Raw genomic sequence first — 24,709 nt, 5'->3', positions numbered from 1 at the left:
CGACGCGGCCGACGCTCGGATACCGCAACACTCACGTTCGTCAGGATTGGCAACACTGCAAACTGATCGGATGATTGTGGGGATCGACGGCTCATGTTCAGCTCGATGCCAACTGGCGGTCGGCCTCGGACGGTACGCATCGCTGGTGAGAATGCACCGCAGTACCCGAAGCGCGCTCGTCATGGTCGCCGTGTGCGCTTCCGCCGTTCTGTCCGCTTGCTCGTCGTCGAACTCGGAGGCGGCCTTCGCCGCCGCCAAGGACCAGCCCTTGGTGATCTCGCTGGATGATCTGCTGGCCGCGACCGGCGGCAGAGCCGCGGTCGGGATCGCCGATCCGCAGCACGGCACGATCACCCGCCGCAGCGACGGTGCGGTGGTGTACACGCCTGCGGCTGGATACACCGGTTCCGACAGCATCACCGTGACCACCACCGACGCCGTGAAGCTGTTCACCACCGATATCCCGCCGCTCGGTGACTTCGGTGGCGTGAGTCTGCAGGGCAGCGGATACGGGTCGGCGTTCACCCCGGTGCCCGGATCGACCGACGAGTTCTACGGTCTCACCGACCGCGGTCCGAACGTGGACGGCAAGGGCAAGAACGAGAAGCTCACGCCGATACCGACTTTCACGCCCACCATCGCGAAATTCAAGTTGGTCGGCACCAAGGCGGTGCTGGAAAGCACCATTCCCCTGAAGAATTCAGCGGGCCAGCCGTTCAACGGCCTGGTCGACACCTCCGCAAGCACCGGCGAGACCATCCGCGACCTCAACGGCACCGTCCTGCCGCCGACCGATCACGGCATCGACAGCGAAGGCCTGGTCGCGATGCCCGACGGCAGCTTCTGGGTGTCCGACGAGTACGGGCCGTTCGTCGTGCACTTCGACGCCAACGGCACCGAGCTCGAGCGGCTCGCACCGGGACGCGGTCTGCCCAAAGAGCTTTCGCTGCGCACCCCGAACCAGGGTATGGAGGGGCTCACCATCACGCCGGACGGCAGCACATTGGTCGGCATCGTGCAGAGTGCACTGAACGAGCCAGGTGTCGCGTCGGCGCGTGAGGTGCCCATGACCCGGATCGTCACCGTGGATCTGAAGACCCGGTACGTCAAGGAATTCGTATATCCGCTGGAGAATCCGAAGCAGAAGCTCGCGGTCTCCGAGATCACGGCGCTGAGCGACACCACCTTCCTGGTCGACGAACGCGACGGCGGCAAATCGCCCAAGGCCGACAAGAAGCTGTGGACCATCGACATCACCGGCGCCACCGACATCGGCCCGCAGGCGAAAATCCAGAATGCGCACTACGATCCGCAACTCGGCCTGCTGGTCGACGGCAAGCCGCTGGAACTCCTCGTCGGTGCCGTGCCCACTGCCGAAGGCGTCGCCATGCTGCGGAAGGCGGGTGTCACCCCCGTCACCAAGAAGTCCGCCCTGGACCTCGGCGGTCTGGTGGACGGCCTGAACGCCGACGGCAAGTTCTTCGGCCACGACAAGATCGAGGGCGTCGCCACCCGCGACGGCGGCAAGACCCTCTACATCGCCGACGACAGCGACTTCGGCATCGAGGCCGCCACCGGCGACCAGCCGCCGTTCGGACTGAAAGCCAAGCTCCTCGCCAACGGCGCCCAGGACACGGGTGAGGTGCTGATGGTCGACACCACCAAGCTGCCCGCCAAGACGCAGACGCGGACGATCACGGTCACCGTGAAGTAGCGGACGTACGGCGCCCGACGCCGTCGGGAACCCTCCCGGAAGTGGCAACAGCCGTGACCGGGAGGGCGCCATTGGTCAGTGCGAAAACACGTGTTCGTCCTCTGGAGCCGCTATTCCCGGGGTGACACCGTGCCCTGCCCGCTGTCCGGCCTGTGCCCGGGAGTCGACCAGCTGGTGCGACTGGTTTCTCGGCGGCGAATGGCTCGGCGCAGGGAAGAGGCATCGGCGTAGCCGACTCGATGGGCGGCAGCCTCCGCAGTGGTTCCCGATCGGATCAGCGTCAACGCGGTGTCCGTGCGGATGTACTGGACGAAGGCTTGCGGGCTGAGGCCGGTAGCGCGCTGTAGGCGTCGTGCGAGTGTGCGGGTATGAAGTCCCACCGCGTCGGCGAGATCGGCGGTCGTGAAGGATCGGCGGAGATTGCTGACGATCCAGTCGTGGGCGTGCACCAGATCGGGGTCGTCGGCGATCAGCACGGTGAGCATCATGTAGGGACGCTGCGAGGTCCGGCGGTCGATGAGCTGATAGCGGGCGCACAGATCGGCCACGTCCGAGCCGGTGAGCATCTCGATCGCCGCGAGCATGACGTCGACATGGGCGAGTGATGCTCCGCCGGTGACCGTGCGGCCGTGCCGGACCAAGATCTTGTCGGGTTCGACGGTGATCGCGGGGTGCCGTGCCTGGAGTTCGGCTGCGAGGAACCAGGATGTGGTCGCGCGGCCACCGTCGAGCGCTCCGGTTCGCGCGAGCAGGAACACGCTCGAACAAGAGGCGGCCACCCGAGCCTGCGAGTTCACGGCCTCGGACAGAATTCGCATCGACCACGGATCGCTCGCTCGCGCCAGAACGGCGTCCAGTTCGCTCACCGATACGCACCCCATTCCCGGAATAGCGATCAGGTCGAGCGCGCCGGGCAATTGATCGCCAGGGCGCAATGCGGTGATCTCGAAAGGGCGGGGCCGGCCGAGAGCTTCCGCGGCTCGGTTGGCCGACTCGAGCATGTCGTGACTGATCGCGATTCCGGTGGCTCGCATATCCGGCAGTTCGAGCACTGCGGCTTTCACGTCTCGATCATATCCGGTTCGTGTCCGCGCAGAATTCGTGGACGATCGTGGCAGGTGATTGTCGCCTCGGTCAATTCTCGTTCACCGAGTCCCAATCATTCCCGCAGGCCGATGGTACTCATGACCCCGGACGGTAACAGTGCCCGCCGATTGCCACACGCGCTCGACCGATCATCTGTCACGAGTGGTCTCTATTTTGTCCAACTCGGCCCTGGTCCTCGATATTCGAATACTCATAGGGTCGAGTTCGTCGATTCCCGAAGGAGGACAGACTGTGACTTCCGCCCTGTCGCTCGCCACGACGTCGAACATCGCATTCGACCAGTTCTGCCGCGCCGTCATGGGCCTGGTACACGAGAGCTGTTGCGCGGCACTGAGTCTATCCGTGGTGCGATCACGTCCGGCACAGCCGATGCGGCAGAACAGCCTGTTCGAGCGGCTCGGCCGAGACGCCTGGACCGAGACGGTGTCCACACGGGACTCGATCCTGCCCACGATCCGTGGCGCCTTCGTCCTGCCGGATGTGACCATCGCCCACATGGACAGGCCGGATGCGGTGCATGTCGACGTCTATGTGGTCGACGGCCGGATCGACAGCATCACCCCGGCCGGTGCGATGCAACCTCCACCACAGGCGACGGTGTTCGAGGAAGCTCGCGGCGGCTTCGTCGCGAGCGCGCTGATCGACATGCATGTGCACATGCCCCCTGACAGCGTGCTTCGGCTGACCGATCTGTTCCTACTGCAAACCCTGCGACACGGGATCACGGTCGTTCGCGACGCGGGCGACACCGACGGGACGGCGACACCGGCGGCCCTGGCATCGGTGGTCGCCGGCGCCCTGCCCGGACCGGAGATCCACTACGCCTACGGGTTCGTGAACTCCCCACCGGCACGGTGGTCCAACTCGTTCGTCTACGCCGATCCGGAGCAGGCGCCGGGCATCATCGATCGGCTGCGGCACCTGGGGGCCACGTGGGTCAAATCCTATGAGAATCTCGATGTTCCGCGCATCGTCGCGCTCAAAGCAGCGGCACGTGCGGCCGGCATGGGAGTTCTCGGACACGTCCCGTACGGGCTCGGGCACGAGGATGCGCAACTGCCGGATGGGCAGCACCTGTTCGGCATGGCGCCGCCGGCCAGTATTCGGCGGGACCACGTCTTCAATCGCATGATCGACTGGGACGCTGTCGACGACCGCCGCATCGATCTCATCCGGCAGGTGAGCGCCGACCGCGGGCTCGCGGTCACGCCGACGCTGAACACCTCCACCGGTGTCCTCGATCTCGAGCGGCATCACCAAGCGCGCGACGAGCCCACAGCGCGAGCGCTGCCGTCGTTCTACTCGGCCATCGTGTGGCACCCTCGACACGGCATCCCTGCCTATCGCGACATCCGACGCGAGGACTTCGATCGGTGCAGGCGCGCCGTGGAGCGCAAACACCTGCTCGTCAACCGTCTCTTCGGTGACGGTGTGCCGCTGCGGTTGGGTACCGACACCCAACAACCGTTCGTCGCGCCGGGGATCGCCCTGCATCGCGAACTCGACGCCTTCGAGCAAGCCGGTATCCCACGCCGGGACTCGTGGCGGCTGGCCACCGCCACCGCGGCGAGCGCGCTCGGACTCACCGATATCGGCACCGTGGACCGCGGTGCGCGCGCCGAACTCGTCGTCACTCGATCGGATCCACGCCATCCGAGCTGGTCGGTGAGCCGGGACCTGACCGCGACGGTGGCCAAGGGAACGTTGATCACCGCAGCGGACCTCGACGTGGCCATCGGCAAAGAGCTCGCCCGCTTCGAGGGTGCCTTCGGCGAGTTCACCACGCGATTGCTCGCGCGCCTGACCATGCGGCGGCTCGCCAGGAACTTCGTCAGTTGATCCTGCGATATCCCGTGCGCGCCCCGACCGCTCGGCCGGTTGGGTGCATTGACATGACGGACATCATGCGAGAGCGTAGTTCACATGATGGTCGACATGCGAAATTCGCCCTCCGGGGAGGGGCAGCGCGCGCGACAGAAACGAGAGTCGTTGACGCGCATCCTCGACGCGAGTGCCGCTCGGCTGCGGGTGGATGGTCCCGATGGCGGCGCTATCGGGAAGGTCATGCGGGACGCGGGCCTGACGCACGGAGCCTTCTACTCACACTTCGCGAGTAAGGACGATCTGGCCATCGCGGCCTTCCGGCACGGGCTTGCCGAAAGCCGGCCGCGTTGGATCGGCAAGACGCGCGACGCGTCCTGGGGCGCCCGCGCGGCCCGCCTCGCGCGCGGCTATCTCAACCGGACCCACCGCGACGAGCGGGCGGATTCGTGCGCGTTCTCGGCGATCGGATCCGACGCCGCGCGCATGCCCGCCGAGTTCCGGTCAGCCTACGAGGAGGAACTGCGCAAGACCCTCAACGCGATGGGTGGCCGTCCGGTGGACGATCCGCAGGAGCACGAACTCTATGACGAGGCCATCGCGACCCTGGCCTTGTGTATCGGCGGACTCGTGCTGTCACGGGCTGTGGAATCCGAGTCCTTCTCGTCGCGGATTCTTCGTGTGTGCCGGAACGCGGCGGCGCGGATGGGCGCCGCGGTCGACGAGCGCGCCGAGCGCGGGCCCGGGACAGAGGTGTGAGTGATCGGACTGCCGCAGCGGCATAGACCTGCCTTCAGCGGGACACCTACACATAAGGAGACTCTGTAATGCCATACAGTACAGCGCCTTTCGCGGCGAAGAAATTCTCGGATGTTCGCGGACAGCGCATGGCCTACATCGATGAGGGGCAGGGCGACGCCATTGTCTTTCAACACGGCAACCCCACATCGTCGTATCTGTGGCGCAACGTCATGCCGCACTGTGAGGGGCTGGGACGGTTGATCGCCTGCGACCTCATCGGCATGGGTGATTCCAGCAAGCCCCCTGATTCCGGTCCCGACCGATACACCTATGCCGAGCACCGCGAGTATCTCTTCGATCTGTGGGATACGCTCGATCTCGGCGACAATATCGTGCTGGTCCTCCACGACTGGGGGTCGGCTTTGGGATTCGATTGGGCCAACCAGCACCGCGACCGCGTCCGGGCAATCGTCTACATGGAAAGCATTGTCATGCCGGTGACGTGGGAACAGTGGCCCGAAGGCGCACGGGGCGTGTTCCAGGGTTTCCGGTCGCCTGCCGGTGAGGGAATGGTGCTCGAGAAAAACATCTTCGTCGAGCGGGTTCTCCCCGGTTCGGTACTCCGGGCGCTGAGCGACGCGGAGATGGCGGAATATCGGCGGCCGTTCGCGTCACCGGGCGAGGATCGCCGGCCCACTCTGAGCTGGCCTCGCCAGATCCCGATCGAAGGGGAGCCGAAGGATGTCGTCGAGGTGGTCGAGGACTACGGACGATGGTTGAGCACCAGCGATGTCCCGAAGTTGTTCGTCAACGCGGAACCGGGCTCCATTCTCACCGGACCGCAACGCGAATTCTGCCGCACCTGGCCCAATCAGCGCGAAACGACCGTTCCGGGATCACATTTCATTCAGGAAGACAGCCCTGATGAAATCGGCACGGCCATAGCGGAATTCGTCAAGAAAGTACGCTACTGAAGGTGCGTAAGTCGCCGAGGCGACAGCGACTGGGCCGGTCGGCGAGCGTATGTCCAGCAGCCGTGCTGGTCCGGTGGAGTCACGGATCCCGGTGAGGTCGATGATCACGGCGACGTACGGTGATCGTCCGGTGGCGCTGGTCCGGTCAGACGCGGTCGTGGAGAGTGACCTGATAGCCGTCGGGGTCGGCGAAGGTGAATGTCCGACCGAAGGGGCCGTCGATCGGTGCGGAGACGATGGTGTGACCGTCGGCGACGAGAGCATCGTGAATGGCCTGGACGTCGGTGGCGTGGAGCCAGATCGCGGCGCCGATGCCGGGCTGAGCGACGGATGCGAGATCGGTGCCGGGAACGACGTCGCGGAGTGCGAACGCGATCGGCTTCGTCTCGAAGACGACGGCGTGTGGAGGTCCGGCCTGCGAGCGGACGAGGCCGAGGTACTGCTCGTAGAACGCCTGCGAAGCGGCCAGGTCGCGCGCTTGCAGCGAGATGAAGTCGGGGCCGGTAACGGGCATGATGATCTCCTCATTCTGTGTCAGTTTTCTGACACGGTGGAATCTATGTCAGAATACTGACATGAGTCAAGACCGTGCGGGCGTCGACTTGGAAACGTCACTGGGCTACCTGCTGAAAGAGGCGTCGAGCGTCCTGCGCGTAGCCATGGAGGAGGTGCTGCGGCCACTCGGGATGAGCGTGACGCACTACTCCTGCCTCGAGCTGCTGGCGCAACGACCGGGCCTGTCGAACTCCGAGCTCGCGCGGGGCGCGTTCGTGACACGGCAGACGATGAACGTGCTACTCCAGGCTCTGGAACGAGACGGCTACGTGACCAGGCCCGCGGAGGCACCCGTCGGAAAGGTTCTTCCCACACGGCTCACGCCCCGCGGACGACGGAGCCTCGAGAAGGCGACCGTGGCGGTCCGGTCCGTCGAAGTCAGAATGCTCGCCGGCCTGACCGAGACCGAGCAGTCCAGCGCGTTGCGGATCCTGCGCAGCATGATCCATTCCCTGCGCGATGGCAACGACGGTGCATAGCTCGTTCCCCGGCGCACGTCTCGTCGCGCTAATTGTGCTCGCGGCATTCGCTGGCGGTCAGTGCGTTGCGTAGTGCGGCGCTGCTTTGGTAGCCGACCATCGGCGCGATCTTGGTGAGGGGAAGGTCGGTGGTGCGCTGGAGGTGGCGGGCGCGTTCGGCGCGAATGTGTTGCACGAGGGTATTAGGGCTGGTGCCCAGTTGTTGCCGGACGTGACGCTCCAGAGTGCGACGGGTGGTCCCGATCGCGGTGGCGGCGTCGGCAATCGAGATGGGTTCGGTGAGATGTGCGCGGATCCAGTTTTCGAAGTCGGTGATGAGCCGGTCGGTGCTGGAGAGATAGCCGAGGGCGGATTCGATACTGCGGGAGGGACGTTCATCGATGAGCAGAGTCGCAGCCGTGAAGTCGGCGAGTTGTGAACTCGCCCGAGCCACGAGGTTGATCGCGAGATCGATGTGGGCGAACGCGGCGCCCGCCGTGGTGATGTGCCCGTCTTGGACGACCATGCGGGTCATGTCGAGATCGACGCGCGGGTAGCGGCGCTGGAATTCGGTGGTGAGCCACCAGCTGGTGGTGGCGCGGCGTCCGTTGAGGATGCCCGCCTCCGCCAGCAGCAGTGTGCCGGTGCAGGCGGCGGCTAGTTGACGGCCTTCGTCGGCCCAGTCGCGTAGCTGCGTGCGCAGCCGATGTATGTCGGGGCGCAGGAGGGCGTCGATTACGCCGGGTGGGCTGTTGGCGCCGATGGCGGGAATGACGAGGATGTCGAGATCGCCCATGCGGGCATCATCGAAGGTGAAGTCGATCGGGACCAGCAGGCCGCCCTGCGTGGGGATCGGTGCCGGGGTCGCCGCGATTGTGCGAACGGAAATCGCAGGAATGTTCCGGTCGACTCGTTCTCGTGCGGCTTCGGCGGTACGTAGGACGTCCAAGACGGTGGTCAGGCCGGAGTCCCAGCCGCCAGCGATCGCGGCAACCCCGATCTTCATGTCGCAAAGTGTAGCCGTTTTGTCGCAATCATTAGTTTTGTCGCCAATAGTGTCGCGGCCATGACAACGAATACAGCATTGATGGTCACCTTCACCACCGCCGAGGGCAAAGCGGACGCCTTCGCCGAACTCCTCGAACGCGCCCGTCCGTTGATCGAAGCCGAAGCCGGGACGACGGTGTGGCTGGCCGGACGGTCGGCCACGGAACCGTCGACATTCTTCCTCGTCGACGTGTTCGCCTCGCCGGAGGAGCAGAAGGCGCACATGGCGGGCGCGGCCGCCGCACTGATTCTGGGTGAGGGCAGTGATCTGCTCGCCCAGCCACCGACGGTGTCACCGCTGTCGGTGATCGCGGTCAAGAACGGCGCGGCGTAACTTCATGCGAGCCACGTATTTGTACGGCCCCGGCGACGTTCGCGTCATCGATGTCCCCGACCCGGTGATCCACGACGCCACCGACGCCATCGTCCGCGTGGTGCGCGCCTGCGTGTGCGGGACGGATCTGCACCCCTACCATTCCATGGCTCCGACACCTCAGGGCAGTTCCATGGGCCACGAGTTCGTCGGCGTAGTCGAAGACATCGGCGGCGACGTGCACACCGTGAAGATGAGGGACCTGGTCATCGCGCCGTTCGTATGGTCGGACGGCACCTGCGACTATTGCCGCGAAGGTCTGCACACCTCGTGCAGGCACGGCGGTTACTGGAACGCAGGCGGCGTCGGCGGCGGGCAGGCGGAGGCGGTGCGGGTCCCGTTCGCCGACGGCACGCTCGTTCCGGTCTCCGTTGAGGAGAACTCACCGCTGATCCCCTCACTGCTGACGCTGTCCGACGTCTACGGCACCGGCTACCACGCCGTCCGCGCAGCACGCGTCAGCGCCGAGACGACGGTCACCGTGATCGGCGACGGCGCTGTCGGGCTCTTGGCCGTGCTGTCCGCCCGACAGCTCGACGCCCGGCGCGTGGTCCTGATGGGCCGTCACAAGGACCGCACCGACCTGGGTCGCGAATTCGGCGCCACCGACGTCGTGGCCGAGCGCGGCGAGGAAGGCATCGCCGCCGTCCGTGAGCTCACCGGCGGGGACGGCACCCACGTCGTCATCGAAGCCGTCGGTCATATGCCCGCCTACCAGCAGGCCGTCGGCGTCGTCCGCCCGGGCGGTGTGATCAGCCGGGTGGGTGTCCCGCAATACAAGAACGCCCCGATCGGGTTCGGCAGTCTGTTCGGCCCCAATATCACTCTCACCGGAGGGCCCGCGCCGGTCCGCGCCTACATCGACACCCTGCTGCCGGGCGTCCTCGACGGCAGGGTGGAACCCGGCAAGGTCTTCGACCGCGAAGCCGGCCTCGACCAGATCGCCGATGCCTACCGCGCCATGGATTCCCGCGAAGCGCTCAAGGTGCTCGTCCGCCCCTGAACAGCCGGCCCCGTGCCGGACTCCGTTGTCGCCGACCATGTCGCAAACGGTGGCCGTTATGCCGCATCGGGTATGCGGGCGCTACGTAGCGTCGGCCGCGACGACGAAATCGGTCGTCGTCGATGTCCCGAACGGAGAACTTCATGAAGGCACAGGTCGATTCTCGGCCATATTGTTTCCGGCGGCTCGGAACTTTCCGCGCCGCCGGACAGTCCGCGAAGGACGGCTCGCGCACGGACTGCTCGCATTTCCGAACACACGAGTCGATGGTGAAACGGGCCGTGTCGAGGGTGGTCTCGGCATGACCGAGAATCTGCGGCCAAGTGCGGTCCTCACCGTCGAGCGGCGCGGGCATGTCTTGTTGATGGGCCTGAATCGCCCTGCCAAACGCAATGCGTTCGACATGGAGTTGCTGCGTGCGCTCGGAAATGCCTACTACGTCCTGGAAACGGACGACGACCTGCGGTGCGGTGTCCTGTACGGCCACGGCGCGAATTTCACCGGCGGGCTCGATCTGGCCGATGTGCTGCCGCAGATCACCGACAGCAGCGTCGATTGGGCCGAGGACGAGTTGAATCCGGTGTCCACCACCGGGCCGGCGCGCACGACTCCGGTCGTGGCGGCCGTGCACGGATGGTCCATGACCATCGGCATCGAACTGCTGCTCGCCGCGGACGTGCGCATCGCCGCCGCCGACGCTCAGTTCGCGCAGATGGAAGTGCAGCGCGGTATCTTTCCCCTCGGTGGCGCGACCTACCGGCTTCCGCGCGAGGCGGGATGGGGCAACGCGATGCGCTGGCTGCTCACCGGAGATCCGTTCGACGCGAACGAAGCACTGCGCCTCGGGCTCGTCCAAGAGGTGGTCGAGCCCGGCCGTCAACTCGAGCGTGCGCTCGAGCTGGCCGAACGGATCAGCGAGCAAGCGCCGCTCGGTATCGAGGCGACCATCGCTTCGGCCCGACGCGCGATAAACGACGGCGAGGTCGTCGCGGGCGAAGCCATCCGTGAGGACTTGCGGCGTCTGGTCACCAGTGAGGATGCCAGGGAAGGCATGCTGTCGTTCCTGGAGCGGCGACCGGCACGATTCACCGGGCGATAACAAGCGGATGCCGGGGCCGAGTTCGCAGTCAGGAAACGCAACGTTATGCCATCTGACAGTTGATTTCGGCCTCGGCTCACCACTGCACTTCATCGCTTCCCTGGAAGCGACGGTGATATTCGCACGTGAGTCGACTGCGAAGGGATGGGCCCGGACCGTGACACTCGATGATCGAGCCGCACGCCCGGGCTGCTGCCTACCTGGGGAGGAAGATCATGCAGGTGGTGGTGGCGTGCGCGACGAGCTTGCCGCTTTCGTCGAAGGCCTTGCCTTCTGCGGTGGCCACCGTTCGCCCGACATGGATCACTCTGCCCTCAGCGGTGATTCGCCCGGCATCGAGCGCGACGGAGCGGATGTAGTTCACCTTCAGCTCCAGAGTGGTGTAGCGAGCTCCGGCCGGAAGGGTGGTGTGCACCGCACACGCCATGACCGAGTCGAGCAACGTGGCCGCGATGCCGCCGTGGACCTGGCCGAGCGGGTTCGAAAAGTCCGGCTGCGTACGTATCGACATCGCCGCATACCCCTTCTCGACCTCATCCATGGTGATACCGATCAAGCGGCCGATGGACGGTGTGTCGGCAGGCCGATCCCGTTGGGCCCAGCGCATCAGTTCGAGTCCACTCATGCTGGTGAAGTCGACTGCGGTCATGGTTGTCTTCCTGTCGGTCTCGTCGGGGCGTTCGTCAACCGCGCTCACGTCTCCTCGATGCCGCTGCTGGATCTGCGAACGCAGACGGGTTTGTATCCGGCCGTCGGTATCGCCTGGTCGGCGCTGTCGAACGGAATCACGTCGGTGATGATCAGTTCCGGATGCAGGCGGCCGCTGGACAGCAGATTCAGCACCTCGGGCATGTGCGAGCGGGCGTTGCTGAGCGCGCTGCTGAAATGGATGCCCTTCATGTGCATCGTGGGCAGCGGCAGTTCGATGTCGTTGAAATAGAACGAGCTGCTTTCGACATAACCGCCCGGTGCTGTCGCCAGGATCGCATTGCGCAAGGCACGGCCCGATCCACTGGAGTGGTTGAGGGCTATCTGGTACTCGTGGGCGCTGGGCTCGAACTCTTCGGGAGCACTGGTCCTGGCGCCCAGTTCGGCGGCGATGCGACGCCGGTCCGGGTCGGGGTCGACATAGTGCACGACACGAGCGCCGCAGGCACGCGCGACATCGGCGCTGTAGAGGCCGATCGTGCCCCCGCTCATCACCAGGACATCGGCGCCGGGATAGCGGCGCAGATGCGGTACCACCGAGCGCCAGGCGTCCGCGAGGTTGTCGCCGACCGAAACAGATTGGATGGCAGTGACATTCGGTGGCAGCGGGAGCAGTGCATAGCTCGCGAACGGGACCCGCACGAGGTCGGAGAACAGTCCGCCGTATCCGCCGCCGAACGGGATTCCGTATGCCGCCACACCGTGGGCGGCGGTGGCTCGGCAGTAGAGCGGCAGGTCCGCGCCGCACCGGTCGCAGATCCCGCAGGACACGTGGTAGGGGATCGCGACCAGGTCACCGGGGGCGATACCGGTCACCGCGTCCCCGACCTCGACGACCTCGCCGACGCCTTCATGGCCGATGGCGAACGGGGCGTCGACACCCGGGAGGGGCACCGCGCCGCGGATCACTCGCTGATCGAGATCGCAGGTCGAGACCGCGATGGGCCGGACCAGCGCGTCGGTCCGGCTTCGGATCACCGGCTCGGGTTCGTCGCGCCATTCCAAGCCCCCGGCTCCGTTGTAGTAGAGCACTCGCATGCGTCGCAGCTTTCGTCTCGGTCCGGCGACGGCGCCGGACTGGTTGGGGTGTGTCATTCGGTCATGCTTGATGGGTGATGATCGGCGGATGCTCGGCGTCGACGGGCACCGTCGCCGTGGCGTCGTGTGTGCGCTCGCCGAAATACAGCAGTTCCCAGACGGTTCGGCCGTCGAGACTGTCGGTGTGACCGTCGCTGGTGTGCGTCAACGTCACGTCGCCGAGGAAGCGGTGGTAGGCGCCGTACTCGCCGAAGTCCAGCCGGAAGATGTCGTCGAGGTAGGTGAAGGTGACGGTGTAGGTCGTGCCCGCTTCCTCGATCGTGTACCGCAGCCGCTTGTCGAACGGCACGCCGCTGTCGGGATGTACGGCGGTGTCGTCCGCGGCGACCTCGATGCCTTCCGCGCCCACTCTGGCGGCCACGATCTCGCCGGCCTCGACGATCAGCAGTACGGGGACCGTCACGCCGCCGTACTGATCATCAGCGACGAACGTCAGCGTCACGATCGTGTAGTCGCCGAGCAATGCTCGACCCCAATACCAGTGGTCGAGGATCTTTCGTGGTGCGATGTTGCCCCAGTTGTGGTCGTGGTAGCCCAGTCCCATCGATCGCACCACCTCGCCGTCCACGGTCAGAACGGCGTCGACGGCACCCCTCGCCACCACCGGCAACCAGGCGATGTAGTGCTCTTCGTTCTCGCCGAAGAAGAGCAGCCCCGATTCGGGCCGCCACGGTGGCACCTGCGGGGTCAGCGTGAGGTCGACGGTCACTTCATCGATCTCGACATGAATGGTGTAGCCCTCGGGGCCACCGCGGAAGACGTTGGCGCCGATCCGCACGTCGCAGCCGTCGGTGGCGGCTCGGAAGGCGTCCGGTGACTCGATGCAGGTCTTCTGAATTCGTGTTCCGTCCGGGCGCGTCAACGTCAGCAACACGAACGGGGTCAGCGGCGCCTTGGGGGAGACATACGGCGGCTTGGTGTGGAACTCGACCGTGAGGGTCGAACCATCCTCCAAATGCGCGTCGCAGTACCACCATTCGAATGTCCCGTCGGCAGCGCCGGTGCGGAGGCCGTCCTCCCAGGGCTCGATCACGCCGGGCGTGAGACCCAACCGCTGGTAGTGGCTGGGGCTGTTGCCAATGACAGCTTTCATCGGTGTTCCTCACCTTTGATGACTCGAACGACTCGGTTGGCGTGGCGGTGACACTGCTGTCCGGAGTTCTTGCTTCGGACTCGACCAGCGGCAGGGACCGTGCGAGCCCTTGAGCGCACACCTCGACCGATGGTTAAGGAGTTGAGTATTTGTGTTCCCGTTGCCACGTTCGCGACGCTAGCCCTCGACCTGGTCAAGATTGCGACAATAGAACTAACCTTTGCGACATCATGGGCATCCGCACTGCGGAATCAGTGCCGCTGCATGACTGTCGAGCGTGCCCGGGCCGACTTGCGCCGGCGCGCGAAACGTTGGTCTCGACGCCATGGCCTGGGAAGCGTGTAGTAAGAATGTTGACTATGGCGCGCGTCGCGTAGACGCCTGGAACAGGCCGCCATGGCAGTGCGGCACACTACGCCGCTGAATTCGCCGCGCCCGAGAGCATCGGCCGCGATATGGAGAAGCAACCAGATGAGTCAGACTTACTTTCAGGTGATCGCCCACTACCACGTGCAGCCGGAGCAGTTGACGGCCGTCCTCGAACTGCTCGCCCGGTTGCGCGCCGCCAGTCGTGAAGAACCGGCCAACCTGTCTTACGACTATTTCCAAAATACCGACGACCCAACGCACCTGGTGATCCTCGAGCGTTACACCGATGCCGAGGGCTTCGCCGCCCACCGCGAATACGAGCACTTCCGGACTCTGGGAATCGACGGAATCATTCCGCGACTGGATCGCAGGCAGGTCGACACCTACCCGGTCGTCGCGGCCGGCTGAGACTGCTGCCGCGGGCCGGTCACCGGCGCGCCGAAACGCGGAATACCCGCCTACCTGGCAATGATCGCGTTACCAGGTAGGCGGGTGTTCCGCGTCAGCGGCCGATGAACTCCGGCTCGTCTTTGGCGAGGAAGGCCTCGACGGCCATGTGTGGGTCAGGCCGGCTGCCCGACGGTGTCGGGCCTCGGTGTCTTGCGGGCGAGAGCCTGGAGCGCTTCGTCGTACTGGGCCTTGAAGCGAGCCACCAAGTCCGCGACAGTGAGGTTTTCCTTGATCGCGCCGATGCCTTGTCCGGCGCCCCAGATGTCCCGCCATACCTTGGCGCTCGCATTGCCGCCGGAGCCGAAATTCATGATGGAAGGGTCGGAATGGGGGAGGTTGTCCGGGTCCAGGCCTGCGGCGACGATACTGCCGCGCAGATAGTTGCCATGGACGCCGGTGAACAAGTTGCTGTACACGATGTCCTTGGCCCGGGAGTCGACGATCATCTGCTTGTATTCCGCAGCCGCTATCGCCTCGACGGTCGAAAGGAATGCCGAACCGATATAGGCGAGGTCAGCGCCTGCGGCCTGAGCGGCGAGGATGGAACGGCCGTGGGCGATCGCGCCGGACAACAGCACCGGCCCGTCGAACCACTCCCGGATCTCCTCGACAAGCGCGAACGGCGACTGCGTTCCGGCGTGGCCGCCTGCGCCTGCAGCGACGGCGATGATGCCGTCCGCGCCCTTTTCGATTGCCTTCCGAGCGAACTCGTCGCTGATCACGTCGTGCAGGACGATTCCGCCGTAGGAGTGCACGGCGTCGTTGATCTCCGGGCGTGCGCCCAGAGAGGTGATCACGATAGGCACGCGGTGCCGCACGATCACGTCCATGTCGTGTTCGAGGCGGTCGTTGGTCCGGTGGACGATCTGATTGACGGCGAACGGCGCGACGGTGGCGTCCGGGTTCGCCGCCGCGAACGACGCGTTTTCCTCGGTGATGCGGTCCAGCCAGTCCGCCAGCAGTGACGCCGGACGTGCGTTCAGCGCGGGAAAGGATCCGATCACCCCGGCCTGGCACTGCGCGATCACGAGTTCAAGTCCGGAGGAGATGAACATCGGCGAGCCCATGATGGGCAGGGTGAGGCGACCGGACAGAGCGGCGGGCAAGGCCATGATGACGTCCTTCGAGGAGTTATGAAGCGTTGACTCGCGGCGATTCCGGCCGCACAGCGCTGCGTTACGACGAAGCTATCGACGCACCCCGCATTCATGCAATAAGTTGCAAAAACATGTGTGGCCGATCACATGCCCGGTGGTCACGGCTTCATAAGTGGCCGGATCCCGGGCCGCGCAAGGTCGCGCGCACAGCCTTTGCCGCGGACACTCCGGATTCAGGTCGCGGGACCAACGCGCTCGACGCTCTCTAACATGGGGCCGTGGCACTGCAGTTCGCGATCCTCACCGCGTTGACCGAACGGGCCTCGACCGGCATCGAACTCGCTCGGCGCTTCGACCGCGCGTTCGGATACTTCTGGTCGGCCACCCATCAGCAGATCTATCGCGAATTGGATCGGCTCAGCGGTGGCGGTTTGGTCGCCGAGGTTTCGCAGCCACAGGCGCCGGGGCGTGGTCAGCCGAAGCGTTTCTCCATCACACCGGCGGGCACCGCTGCGCTTCGCCGCTGGGTGTGCGAGGTCGACGAGCCGCCGCAGCAGCGAGAAACGCTGCTGATCAGGTTGCGAGCAGCGGCCGCCACCGGGGACTTCGAAGGTGTCCGCGAGGTCGTCGCGCACCACCTCGCGGTGCACGAGAAGACGTTCGCGACCTATCGGGAGATCGAGGCACGTGATTTTCCGGCTCGCGGCGACGATGCGGGCGCGATGAGGCATCTGATCCTGAAGGCCGGTCTCGGGACCGAACGTGCCTGGATCGTCTGGTGTAGGGAAGTCATCGAAGCCCTCGATGCCATGCAGACGCCGAGCGAATCGCGCTCGACCTGAGCCTCGGCTCGTGGCGGCCGCGGCCTGCCGGCGAAGTTCGGGGTCGAGGCGGGGTCCGATGGATGGCCCGCGCAGAGCGCGGGCGGCCGCGTGGCGTCATCAAGTGCATGGTCTATCTATGAAACCGATATCCTCGCTGCATGAGGCGCACATCCTTCGCACGATGGCCATGCTCCGTCGCGCGCACGATGGATCTGCTCGGTGATTGGTGGACCCCGCTGGTGATGCGTGAGGCCTTCTATGGAGTACGCCGTTTCGAGGACTTCCAGCAGCAGTTGGGCATCGCGCGCAATACCCTCAGCAACCGTTTGCGTCGTCTGGTGGACGAAGGCTTGCTCGAGAAACGGCCGTATCAGGTCGAGCCGACCTGGTACGAGTATGTGCTGACCGAGAAGGGCGCCGACTTCTGGAGTGTGTTGCTGGCGATTTCGAGCTGGGGTGATCGCTGGCTCGCCGACGAATCGGGTCCGCCGGTGCTTGTGCGGCACACCGCGTGCGGTCATGACACGCAGGTCAAGGTGGTCTGCGAGCACTGTGAACAGCCTGTCCCGATCGAGGAATCCCGCCTGCGCATGGGTCCGGGCTACCCCGAACATCTGCGCGAACGTCCCGACGTCGTGGAGCGCTTCGCGCGGCAAGAGTCGAAGTAACTGACGAAAGTTGACCGGGGCCGGTTTCAGGTCCCGAGGCGTAGCGGCACACCGAGTTGCTGGTCCACCGCCATCGTCGCTTCGGTGCTCTGCTCTGCCGAAGGACACTCCGAACGAGGCGCTACGCGCACAGTGGCCGCGTTCTTCGCGAGCTGAATTCACCTGCCTCACCAGCACTTATGTACCTGTTGTGTGGCAGATCACATCGATAAATGCGGGCCGTCGGTATTGACCGCGGCCTGTCCGAGCGCGCATCGTATGCGCTGAGTAAGCGCTTAGTAAGTAGCTGGGAGGTTGGGCACATGCCCGAAGCCGTCATCGTCTCCGTCGCCCGGTCGCCGATCGGACGCGCCGTCAAGGGCTCGCTGAAGGACATGCGCCCCGACGACTTGGCGGCGCAGATCGTCAAGGCCGCGCTGCAAAGGGTGCCCGCGCTCGATCCGGCCACGATCGACGACCTGATGCTCGGCTGCGGCCAGCCCGCGGGCGAATCGGGTTTCAATCTCGGACGGGTGGTGGCGGTACTGGCCGGGCTCGATCGGGTGCCCGGCGTCACGGTCAATCGCTATTGTTCGTCGAGTCTGCAGACGACCCGGATGGCGCTGCACGCGATTCGAGCCGGTGAAGGTGATGTGTTCGTCTCGGCGGGCGTCGAGACCGTCAGCCGCTACAACAGCGGCAATGCCGATGGCCTGCCGGGCACCCAGAACCCCCTGTTCGAGGACGCGGTCGCGCGGACGTCGAAATTCGCTGCGGGAGGGCAGGTTTGGTCGGACCCCCGCGAAGACGGAGCACTGCCCGACATCTATATCGCGATGGGGCAGACCGCCGAAAACGTCGCGCAGTTCGCGGGTGTCAGCCGCGCGGAGCAGGACGCCTTCGGCGTGCGTAGCCAGAACCTCGCCGAAATCGCGCTGTCGAACGGATTCTGGCAACGCGACATCACCCCGGTGACTCTGCCCGACGGCACGGTGGTGTCGGCCGATGACGGTCCGCGCGCGGGTGTGACGCTGGACGCGGTCGCGGCGTTGAAGCCGGTGTTCCGGCCGGACGGCACGGTCACCGCGGGCAATTGCTGCCCGCTCAACGACGGTGCCGCCGCGGTGGTCGTCATGTCGGATACCAAGGCGGCGGAACTCGGATTGACGCCACTCGCGCGCATCGTCTCCACCGGTGTCAGCGGCCTGTCGCCGGAGATCATGGGCTTGGGCCCGGTCGAGGCGTCGCGGCGGGCGCTGGCCAACGCGGGCATGACGATCGGCGACATCGACCTGGTCGAGATCAACGAAGCCTTCGCGGCGCAGGTCATCGCGTCCATGCGCGAACTGGACATCGACCTCGACAAGCTCAACGTCAACGGCGGCGCGATCGCCGTCGGCCATCCCTTCGGGATGACCGGTGCGCGGATCACCACCACCCTCGTCAATTCGTTGCAGTTCCATGACAAACAGTTCGGCCTGGAGACCATGTGCGTCGGCGGGGGCCAAGGCATGGCCATGGTGCTCGAGCGGGTGTCCTGAGCGCGCACCGCTGTCGTCCACCGGTTACGCGTGGACCGTCGAGCATCTGTCCATCCAGAAGGGGAACACCATGAGCGATCGCGCAGATTCCCGTCGCGCGAGCGGGGTCGCCCGAGGATGTCGCACACGCCGTCTCATTCCTGGCGAGCGAGGGTGCGGGATTTGTCTCGGGGCAGGTCGTGTACGTCGCCGGAGGACCGAAGAACTGACCGGCACGGTTCGCGACCGTCTGCGAGCGGGACCTGCAGTTGACCGGATTCGCTGTGGGGCAGAGTTTCCCGACGGCAACGGACGCCATCCCGGATGTATGGCCGAATCGATGAGAAGAGGAATGTCATGACGAAGACTCAGCAGATCCGTCTGGCGCGGCGTCCGTCGGGGCTGCCCGGCGACGACACCTGGAGCCTGACGACCGAGGAACTGCCCGGACCCGCCGAAGGTCAGCTGCTGGTGAAGATCGACTTCATCTCCATCGATCCCGCCATGCGTGGATGGCTGAGAGATCAGCGTTCCTATGTGCCGCCGGTCGGGATCGGCGAGGTGATGCGGTCGTTGGATATCGGCACGGTCGTGGAATCGGCGCACCCCGACTTCGCCGTCGGTGACACGGTCAGCGGCACTTTCGGGGTGACCGAATACGCGATCAGTGACGGCAGTGACGTCTCGAAGGTCGATCTGACCATCGCCCCCGGCCCCACCTGGCTCGGCACCCTCGGAATGCCCGGCATGACAGCGTATTTCGGCCTGCTCGAGGTCGGGAAGCTGCAGGCAGGCGACACCGTGGTGGTCTCGGCGGCGGCAGGCGCCGTCGGGAGCGTGGTCGGTCAGATCGCCAAAGCCAAGGGCGCGGAGGTCATCGGGATCGCGGGTGGCCCGGAGAAGGCCCGGTTGCTCACCGAGGAACTCGGCTTCGACGCGGCTGTCGACTACCGCAACGACAACGTTGCGAAGCGGTTGCGCGAACTCGCCCCGCAGGGCATCGACGTCTTCTTCGACAACGTGGGCGGTGACATCCTCGATGCCGCGCTGATGAACTTGCGCCGCGGGGCCCGCGTGGTGCTGTGCGGCGCGATCTCGGCCTACAACGCCGAGCAGCTGCCTCCCGGTCCGTCGCGCTATATGTCACTGCTGGTCTTCCGCGCCTCGATGACGGGATTCGTAGTCTTCGACTACGCCGATCGCTACGGCGAAGCCGTCGCGCAGATCGCGCAATGGCTGGCCGAGGGCAAGCTCGAGAGCCGCGAGCACGTCGTCGAGGGAGGCGTCGCGCGTTTCGGCGAGACGCTGAACATGCTGTTCAGCGGTGCCAACAACGGAAAACTCGTGCTCGCGCTCTGAGCGGCGGCCACCGCAGCGTACCCGGGATCACAGCCGTGCGACGCGCCGAAGGTCACGACAGCATCGACGCCGGTCGCGCGGGGGCCGGACCGATACCGTCCGGAAGTGTTCGATGGCAGGATGCGAGACTGTTCAAGTGACCGAATCACGTGCGGACGACACACGAACTCGGCTGCTGGAGGCCGCGGTCGCCGCCTTCGCCGAGCGGGGCTTCCACGGCTCGACCACTCGCGACATCACTTCGATCGCGGGGCTGAGCACGGCAGCCATCTATGTGCATCACCGCTCGAAAGAGGAACTTCTCTACGAGGTCTCCCGGACCGGTCACCACAACACGCTGGAGCGCATAAAGAGCGCTGTCGCTTCCGCTGACGATCCGGTCGATCAGTTGATCGCGGCGGTGAGGGCCTTCACTGTTTTCCATGCTCGGGCGCATACCGTGGCCCGGGTCATCAACTACGAACTCGCCGCGCTCAGTCCGGAGCATCAAGGCGAGATCAAGGCGATCCGTCACCTCATCGACGCGGAGATGCGGCAGCTGATCGAGCGAGGTGTGGCGGCGGGTGTGTTCGACAACCCGAATCCGCATATGGCGGCGGTCGCTCTGCTGTCGCTCGGCATCGATCTCGCTCGCTGGTACCGGGAGGACGGCTCGCTCTCGCCGGAGGAGATCGGCGACTATTACGTGGACCTCGCGCTGCGCATCGTGGGTGCGTCCAAGTAGACCGGCCTCCCGGTGAACGACCGGCTACGTATCGCCGGATTTTGCCGACGCCCTCGTCGGAGAGCCATCGATTACCCCAGCCCGTCATATCGGCGATCAATGAAGCGACGCCCCATCTAGGGGCGTCCGAGAGTCGTCCCCAGTGGATCAATCGTGCGGGGTGCCGGGACGATCACAGTTCGCCGACGATGTGCGCGGCATAGCCCCATCCCCGTGAGTCCAAATGTGAAACTCAGCTGTTGAGTGCGCTGAAGAGACCGTTGTAGTGCTTAGTCTATCTATGCAACTATGGGCGAAACAGACGGAAGGAGCTGATCGTGGAGTGGACCGGGCAGGTGTATGCCGACACCCCGACCGTGGCAGTTCAGACCTTCATCGACGCGCCACCGCGACGGGTGTGGGCATTCGTCAGCGATATCCACCTCATGCCGCGGTTGAGTGAAGAACTACAGAGCGTGGAATGGCTCGACGGCGCCACCGGACCCGCGGTCGGCGCGCGGTTCATCGGCCGCAACGCCCATGAGGCCCTGGGGAACTGGGAAACGACCAGCACGGTCGTGGAATTCGAGCCGGAGCGGCGCTTCGCCTGGGCTGTCGGCGATCCCGGATACCCATCCAGCATATGGCGTTTCACCCTCCAACCCGAGGACGCGGGCACCGTCCTGGAGCAGTGGACCCAGATGGGTCCCGCGCGTTCGGGACTCAACTTCGCGATCGATGCCATGCCCGAGAAGGAGCAGAAGATCGTTTTCGTGCGCCTGCGCGAGTTCGAGTTCGGCATGGCGGCCAATCTGTCCGCCATCAAGGACCTAGTGGAGAAGGACGCGTGATGCGCACGGCCACCACCATCGAGGCCTCGGGGGCGAACTGGCCGGACCTCGTCGAATTCGTAGTCGAAGCCGAGAAACTCGGCCTGGACATCTGCTGGATGGCCGAGGCGTGGGGGAGTGATGCGGTGACACCGCTGGGCTTCCTCGCCGCGCGCACCGAGCGAATGCGGTTGGGTACCGGCATCATTCAGCTCGGCACCCGGTCGCCGGTCCTGATCGCCCAGACTGCCATGACCCTGGCACGACTGTCCGAAGGCCGATTCCTGCTCGGTCTCGGTGCTTCCGGCCCGCAGGTCATCGAGGGTCTGCACGGCGTGCCGTTCGCCCGTCCACTGGCGCGCATGCGCGAGACCGTGCAGATAATCCGGGCGGCCTGCACCGGTGAGAAGGTCGTCTTCGAGGGCCGGCACTTCACAATCCCGCTGCCCGGTGGCGAGGGCAAACCGATGCGGCTGAGCGTGCCCGCGGTCACGGTTCCCATATACCTGGCCACGCTGTCACCGAAGATGCTGGAGTTGACCGGCGAGATCGCCGACGGGTGGTTGGGCACCAGCTTCGTCCCCGAGGGAGCGGACGCCTATTTCGAGCATCTCGACGCCGGGCTGGCCCGTTCCGGCCGGGACCGCGCGGATCTGGACATCTGCCAGGGCGCGGAGATCAATATCGTCGCCGACGAGGCCCAACTCGACGAGGTCCTCGGCAGCCGCAAGAAAGAACTCGCCTTCTCGCTGGGCGGAATGGGATCGGGCTCGACCAACTTCTACAACAACGCCTACAGCCGCCAAGGCTGGGCCGACGTCGCCGCTCGAGTGCGTGAACGGTGGCAGAGCGGTGATCGCGATGGCGCCGCCGCGCTGGTCACCGACGAAATGGTGCTGGCGACCACGCTGATCGGCACCGAGGACATGGTCCGCGAGCGGTTGCGAACCTGGCGCGACACCGGCGTGGACACGGTACGTCTCTATCCCGCGGGCGACACCCTGCACGCGCGACTGGACAATCTCGGCCGCGGCATCGATCTGGTGCGAGGGCTGGATGGTCGTTCCTGAGCTAGCCCAGCGCGCCCGGCTTCATGTCGACGACCAGATTACCGAACGGTTGATCGGGTTGTTGTCTCCGGTGAGTTGCCCCACTGAGTGTGTTCATCAGCTGTATGTAACGAGCCCAGGACGGAGTTTATGCGGGGCGCAGCTTGATGTAGCGCCGGCGTCCGAACGTTGTGTAGTAGAGCGCGGTGAGCGGGTTGGCGCCTGGCTCGCAGTAGAGCTGGCGGGTCTCGTCGGTTGCGAGGTCGACGTTGACGGTCGGCGACGTCGCCCAGTCGAGCTTGAGTTGAACCTCGTGGCTGCCAGAGTCCACGGTGGTCGTGATCGTTTCGCCACGGCCGATGCGGCCCACTTCGGTGCCGTCGATGAACACACGGTACTTGCGCAGCACGTCCATATATGGGCCGGGTCGCCGCTGGACAGTGATTTGCGCCATTGGCGCACAATAGATCGATCTTGGTGGGGACTCAACCACCGACCACGGGAAATGTTCGGCTGGGCCGAGTGTCTTCGTGGGCTACTGACCAGCTAAGAACCCGGCGCGGCCGGCTCCGGATCCGGATTCACGTATTCCGACCCGGTCCTCGATGGCGAATCCATTCGGCGGGCCGCGTTCCTCGATGACCTGACCACATTGTTCGGTCCAGAGGCCGGGGCAACCGCAGCGGTGGATCATCCGCTGCGTGAGCACCCAGTCTCCAGGCCTGCTCACCCGGTATGCCGATGCCGTCACGAAGCCGGCGGGCCCGCCCACGCTCGTGATCAGAAGCCGAGGCGTTGTGCCTGGCCACGCGACGGGGGATCGGCGGGAATCCCGGACCGGTCCAGTCCGATGAGCCGCACGGCGGTCAGGGCGACGTAGAGTTCGGCGGCCGCTTTGGGATCGGAGCAGCGGCGGTCGGTCAGGGTTTCGATGCGGCGCAGCCGGTAGTGGATGGTGTTGCGGTGGTAGTGCAGGCGTTGCGCGACTTCGGTATTGGAGCCACCGCATTCGAACCACATCGCGAGCGTGTCGAGAAGGGGATCGCACTCCTCTGGTGGCAGGTCGAGTACGGGTCCGAGGATTTCGTGCGCCATTTCGTGCGCAGCGGACGGAGCATGCGCGAGGACGAGCGGGATGGGTGTGTCGCCGTAGACGGTGACCGTGGCGGTGCCTGCCGGTGCGCAACGCCCGGCCAGTTCGGCCTCCCGCAGTGCGGCGCCTGCGTCCCCCGCGGTCGAGAACGGGCGGCTCACGCCGACCCGGCCTGTGGCGTGTTGCCGCAGTTGAGCGAGTACCTGCTGGTGCGCGCGCTCGGTGGCCGGGCTGAGCAGCCCGATGCGAGCGCCGGCTTCGGTGATCCAGATCGATTCGACGTATTCGGCGCGGAGCCGGGACTCGATGCCCATCAGTGGCGCCAGTGCTTCGGGATCGGTTTCGGCATGCACGACGACGAAGCTGCCCAGCGGGGGCAGGTGGAGGGCGCGGGCGATGTCGCGTTGTGTCGGATCGTGGGAATCGCCGTTCAGTAGACGGCGCAACAGAGCGCGGCGTTCGGAATCGTCGTGGCGGACTCGTTCGGTCAGATAGTCGCCGTACGCCTCGGCCGCTGCTCCCGAATAGTCGTCGATGATCCGCCACATCTCCGACCCGAGCTGCGGCAACACGTCGAGTCTCGTGCCGGTGGCCACGGCGAGCGCGCGTTCCCACAGCAGCCGTCCGGCCAGCCGGTATGCGTGCAGCACCGCGGGGAGGGGCACGCCGAGTTCGGCTTTGACCCGGCCCACTACGGTAGCGGGCTGCAGCCGACGCCCGACACCGCCGGAGAGCTGGCCCAGCAGCGAGACGAGGTTGTCGCGCACGACGAAGCCCAGCTCGGCGTCGGTGAGCGCGGTCGATTCCGCGTAGGCGTGGTCCCCGGTCCGGATCCGGCCGACGAGTTCGGCGGTGAGGTCGTCGACCTCCGCGAGCAGCGTGCGCGCCACCGCGGCGGAATCATTCACGGGCGGCTCCGTCAGCGTGGTCATGGATAGATGGTAGGCATTCGCCGGGAATGCGATTGTGCTCTGGCA

25 protein-coding genes and 1 pseudogene are annotated in these 24,709 nt (G+C 65.6%); 17 read left to right on the top strand and 9 right to left on the bottom strand.

Going from position 1 to position 24,709, the window contains the following annotated elements:
• The first annotated feature begins 151 nt into the window (after positions 1–151).
• Positions 152–1,714: an esterase-like activity of phytase family protein gene (locus ABZ824_RS18185; protein ID WP_356964565.1), complete on the top strand. Its 1,563-nt coding sequence runs from the start codon at positions 152–154 to the stop codon at positions 1,712–1,714.
• A 110-nt stretch (positions 1,715–1,824) separates the two neighbouring features.
• Here ABZ824_RS18185 and ABZ824_RS18180 read toward each other — a convergent pair whose 3' ends face one another.
• The gene (locus tag ABZ824_RS18180) at positions 1,825–2,778 is read right to left on the bottom strand and encodes a helix-turn-helix domain-containing protein (protein ID WP_356964276.1); all 954 of its coding nucleotides are present in this window, start codon (positions 2,776–2,778) and stop codon (positions 1,825–1,827) included.
• 274 nt (positions 2,779–3,052) lie between these two features.
• On the opposite strand from ABZ824_RS18180, the gene ABZ824_RS18175 reads away from it, so the two are divergent.
• The 3 genes from ABZ824_RS18175 to ABZ824_RS18165 all read left to right on the top strand — a co-directional run bounded on the left by ABZ824_RS18175 (position 3,053) and on the right by ABZ824_RS18165 (position 6,357).
• Positions 3,053–4,660, top strand: a complete 1,608-nt coding sequence (locus ABZ824_RS18175) for an amidohydrolase family protein (RefSeq protein ID WP_356964275.1) — start codon at positions 3,053–3,055, stop codon at positions 4,658–4,660.
• Between the two features lie 84 nt (positions 4,661–4,744).
• Entirely contained in the window at positions 4,745–5,401 is a 657-nt protein-coding gene (locus tag ABZ824_RS18170; RefSeq protein ID WP_356964274.1) for a TetR/AcrR family transcriptional regulator, read from the top strand.
• A gap of 68 nt (positions 5,402–5,469) precedes the next feature.
• Positions 5,470–6,357 (top strand): haloalkane dehalogenase, encoded by an 888-nt coding sequence (locus tag ABZ824_RS18165; RefSeq protein WP_356964273.1) that lies wholly within the window; start codon positions 5,470–5,472, stop codon positions 6,355–6,357.
• Between the two features lie 145 nt (positions 6,358–6,502).
• On the opposite strand, the gene ABZ824_RS18160 is transcribed toward ABZ824_RS18165, so the two are convergent.
• On the bottom strand, positions 6,503–6,871 hold the full coding sequence (locus tag ABZ824_RS18160) for a VOC family protein (protein WP_356964272.1): 369 nt from the start codon (positions 6,869–6,871) through the stop codon (positions 6,503–6,505).
• Between the two features lie 61 nt (positions 6,872–6,932).
• Between ABZ824_RS18160 and ABZ824_RS18155 the strand changes: the two genes are divergently transcribed.
• Positions 6,933–7,391 carry a MarR family transcriptional regulator gene (locus ABZ824_RS18155; protein WP_356964270.1) on the top strand — a complete coding sequence of 153 codons (459 nt, stop codon included), beginning with the start codon at positions 6,933–6,935 and terminating at the stop codon, positions 7,389–7,391.
• Between the two features lie 28 nt (positions 7,392–7,419).
• On the opposite strand, the gene ABZ824_RS18150 is transcribed toward ABZ824_RS18155, so the two are convergent.
• A complete protein-coding gene (locus ABZ824_RS18150; protein WP_356964269.1) occupies positions 7,420–8,376 on the bottom strand; it encodes a DJ-1/PfpI family protein in 957 nt (318 codons plus the stop codon).
• 60 nt (positions 8,377–8,436) lie between these two features.
• On the opposite strand from ABZ824_RS18150, the gene ABZ824_RS18145 reads away from it, so the two are divergent.
• The 3 genes from ABZ824_RS18145 (at position 8,437) to ABZ824_RS18135 (ending at position 10,892) form a co-directional block, all read left to right on the top strand.
• Positions 8,437–8,751: an antibiotic biosynthesis monooxygenase gene (locus tag ABZ824_RS18145; RefSeq protein WP_356964267.1), complete on the top strand. Its 315-nt coding sequence runs from the start codon at positions 8,437–8,439 to the stop codon at positions 8,749–8,751.
• A gap of 4 nt (positions 8,752–8,755) precedes the next feature.
• On the top strand, positions 8,756–9,793 hold the full coding sequence (locus ABZ824_RS18140; protein WP_356964266.1) for an alcohol dehydrogenase catalytic domain-containing protein: 1,038 nt from the start codon (positions 8,756–8,758) through the stop codon (positions 9,791–9,793).
• Between the two features lie 301 nt (positions 9,794–10,094).
• Positions 10,095–10,892: a crotonase/enoyl-CoA hydratase family protein gene (locus ABZ824_RS18135; protein WP_356964265.1), complete on the top strand. Its 798-nt coding sequence runs from the start codon at positions 10,095–10,097 to the stop codon at positions 10,890–10,892.
• Positions 10,893–11,088: 196 nt separating this feature from the next.
• On the opposite strand, the gene ABZ824_RS18130 is transcribed toward ABZ824_RS18135, so the two are convergent.
• From ABZ824_RS18130 to ABZ824_RS18120, 3 genes are read right to left on the bottom strand one after another with little or no spacing between them, the layout of a single operon-like run.
• Positions 11,089–11,541, bottom strand: a complete 453-nt coding sequence (locus ABZ824_RS18130; protein WP_355073856.1) for a PaaI family thioesterase — start codon at positions 11,539–11,541, stop codon at positions 11,089–11,091.
• Between the two features lie 44 nt (positions 11,542–11,585).
• Positions 11,586–12,695, bottom strand: a complete 1,110-nt coding sequence (locus tag ABZ824_RS18125) for an alcohol dehydrogenase catalytic domain-containing protein (RefSeq protein ID WP_356964264.1) — start codon at positions 12,693–12,695, stop codon at positions 11,586–11,588.
• A 4-nt stretch (positions 12,696–12,699) separates the two neighbouring features.
• On the bottom strand, positions 12,700–13,791 hold the full coding sequence (locus ABZ824_RS18120) for a hydroxyneurosporene dehydrogenase (protein ID WP_356964263.1): 1,092 nt from the start codon (positions 13,789–13,791) through the stop codon (positions 12,700–12,702).
• A 471-nt stretch (positions 13,792–14,262) separates the two neighbouring features.
• Between ABZ824_RS18120 and ABZ824_RS18115 the strand changes: the two genes are divergently transcribed.
• Positions 14,263–14,568, top strand: a complete 306-nt coding sequence (locus tag ABZ824_RS18115; RefSeq protein WP_355073852.1) for an antibiotic biosynthesis monooxygenase family protein — start codon at positions 14,263–14,265, stop codon at positions 14,566–14,568.
• A 155-nt stretch (positions 14,569–14,723) separates the two neighbouring features.
• Here the strand turns inward: ABZ824_RS18115 and ABZ824_RS18110 are convergent, their stop codons facing one another.
• Positions 14,724–15,722 carry a nitronate monooxygenase family protein gene (locus ABZ824_RS18110; protein ID WP_356964262.1) on the bottom strand — a complete coding sequence of 333 codons (999 nt, stop codon included), beginning with the start codon at positions 15,720–15,722 and terminating at the stop codon, positions 14,724–14,726.
• 263 nt (positions 15,723–15,985) lie between these two features.
• Between ABZ824_RS18110 and ABZ824_RS18105 the strand changes: the two genes are divergently transcribed.
• From ABZ824_RS18105 to ABZ824_RS18070, 8 genes and pseudogenes are all read left to right on the top strand, one after another.
• A complete protein-coding gene (locus tag ABZ824_RS18105) occupies positions 15,986–16,549 on the top strand; it encodes a PadR family transcriptional regulator (RefSeq protein WP_356964261.1) in 564 nt (187 codons plus the stop codon).
• Between the two features lie 140 nt (positions 16,550–16,689).
• Positions 16,690–17,199: a helix-turn-helix domain-containing protein gene (locus ABZ824_RS18100; RefSeq protein ID WP_355073848.1), complete on the top strand. Its 510-nt coding sequence runs from the start codon at positions 16,690–16,692 to the stop codon at positions 17,197–17,199.
• Between the two features lie 302 nt (positions 17,200–17,501).
• Positions 17,502–18,719, top strand: a complete 1,218-nt coding sequence (locus ABZ824_RS18095; protein WP_356964564.1) for an acetyl-CoA C-acetyltransferase — start codon at positions 17,502–17,504, stop codon at positions 18,717–18,719.
• Positions 18,720–18,793: 74 nt separating this feature from the next.
• Positions 18,794–18,928, top strand: a pseudogene (locus ABZ824_RS18090) (SDR family oxidoreductase); the annotation flags it as partial.
• Positions 18,929–19,055: 127 nt separating this feature from the next.
• Complete coding sequence (locus ABZ824_RS18085) at positions 19,056–20,057, top strand: NADP-dependent oxidoreductase (protein ID WP_356964259.1); 1,002 nt, start codon at positions 19,056–19,058, stop codon at positions 20,055–20,057.
• Between the two features lie 136 nt (positions 20,058–20,193).
• On the top strand, positions 20,194–20,781 hold the full coding sequence (locus tag ABZ824_RS18080) for a TetR/AcrR family transcriptional regulator (protein WP_356964258.1): 588 nt from the start codon (positions 20,194–20,196) through the stop codon (positions 20,779–20,781).
• Between the two features lie 317 nt (positions 20,782–21,098).
• On the top strand, positions 21,099–21,611 hold the full coding sequence (locus ABZ824_RS18075; RefSeq protein ID WP_356964256.1) for an SRPBCC family protein: 513 nt from the start codon (positions 21,099–21,101) through the stop codon (positions 21,609–21,611).
• Positions 21,611–22,660 (top strand): LLM class flavin-dependent oxidoreductase, encoded by a 1,050-nt coding sequence (locus ABZ824_RS18070; protein ID WP_356964255.1) that lies wholly within the window; start codon positions 21,611–21,613, stop codon positions 22,658–22,660. The genes ABZ824_RS18075 and ABZ824_RS18070 overlap by 1 nt, the downstream gene beginning before the upstream one ends.
• 127 nt (positions 22,661–22,787) lie before the next feature.
• On the opposite strand, the gene ABZ824_RS18065 is transcribed toward ABZ824_RS18070, so the two are convergent.
• Complete coding sequence (locus ABZ824_RS18065; protein ID WP_356964253.1) at positions 22,788–23,093, bottom strand: hypothetical protein; 306 nt, start codon at positions 23,091–23,093, stop codon at positions 22,788–22,790.
• A 326-nt stretch (positions 23,094–23,419) separates the two neighbouring features.
• On the bottom strand, positions 23,420–24,664 hold the full coding sequence (locus tag ABZ824_RS18060; protein ID WP_356964251.1) for a helix-turn-helix domain-containing protein: 1,245 nt from the start codon (positions 24,662–24,664) through the stop codon (positions 23,420–23,422).
• Positions 24,665–24,709: the final 45 nt, after the last annotated feature.

The organism is Nocardia sp. NPDC047038, assembly GCF_040644075.1.
Lineage (GTDB): Bacteria > Actinomycetota > Actinomycetes > Mycobacteriales > Mycobacteriaceae > Nocardia > Nocardia sichangensis.
The sequence above is the reverse complement of the archived record's forward strand: the minus strand, read 5'-3'. Positions and strand labels throughout refer to the sequence as shown.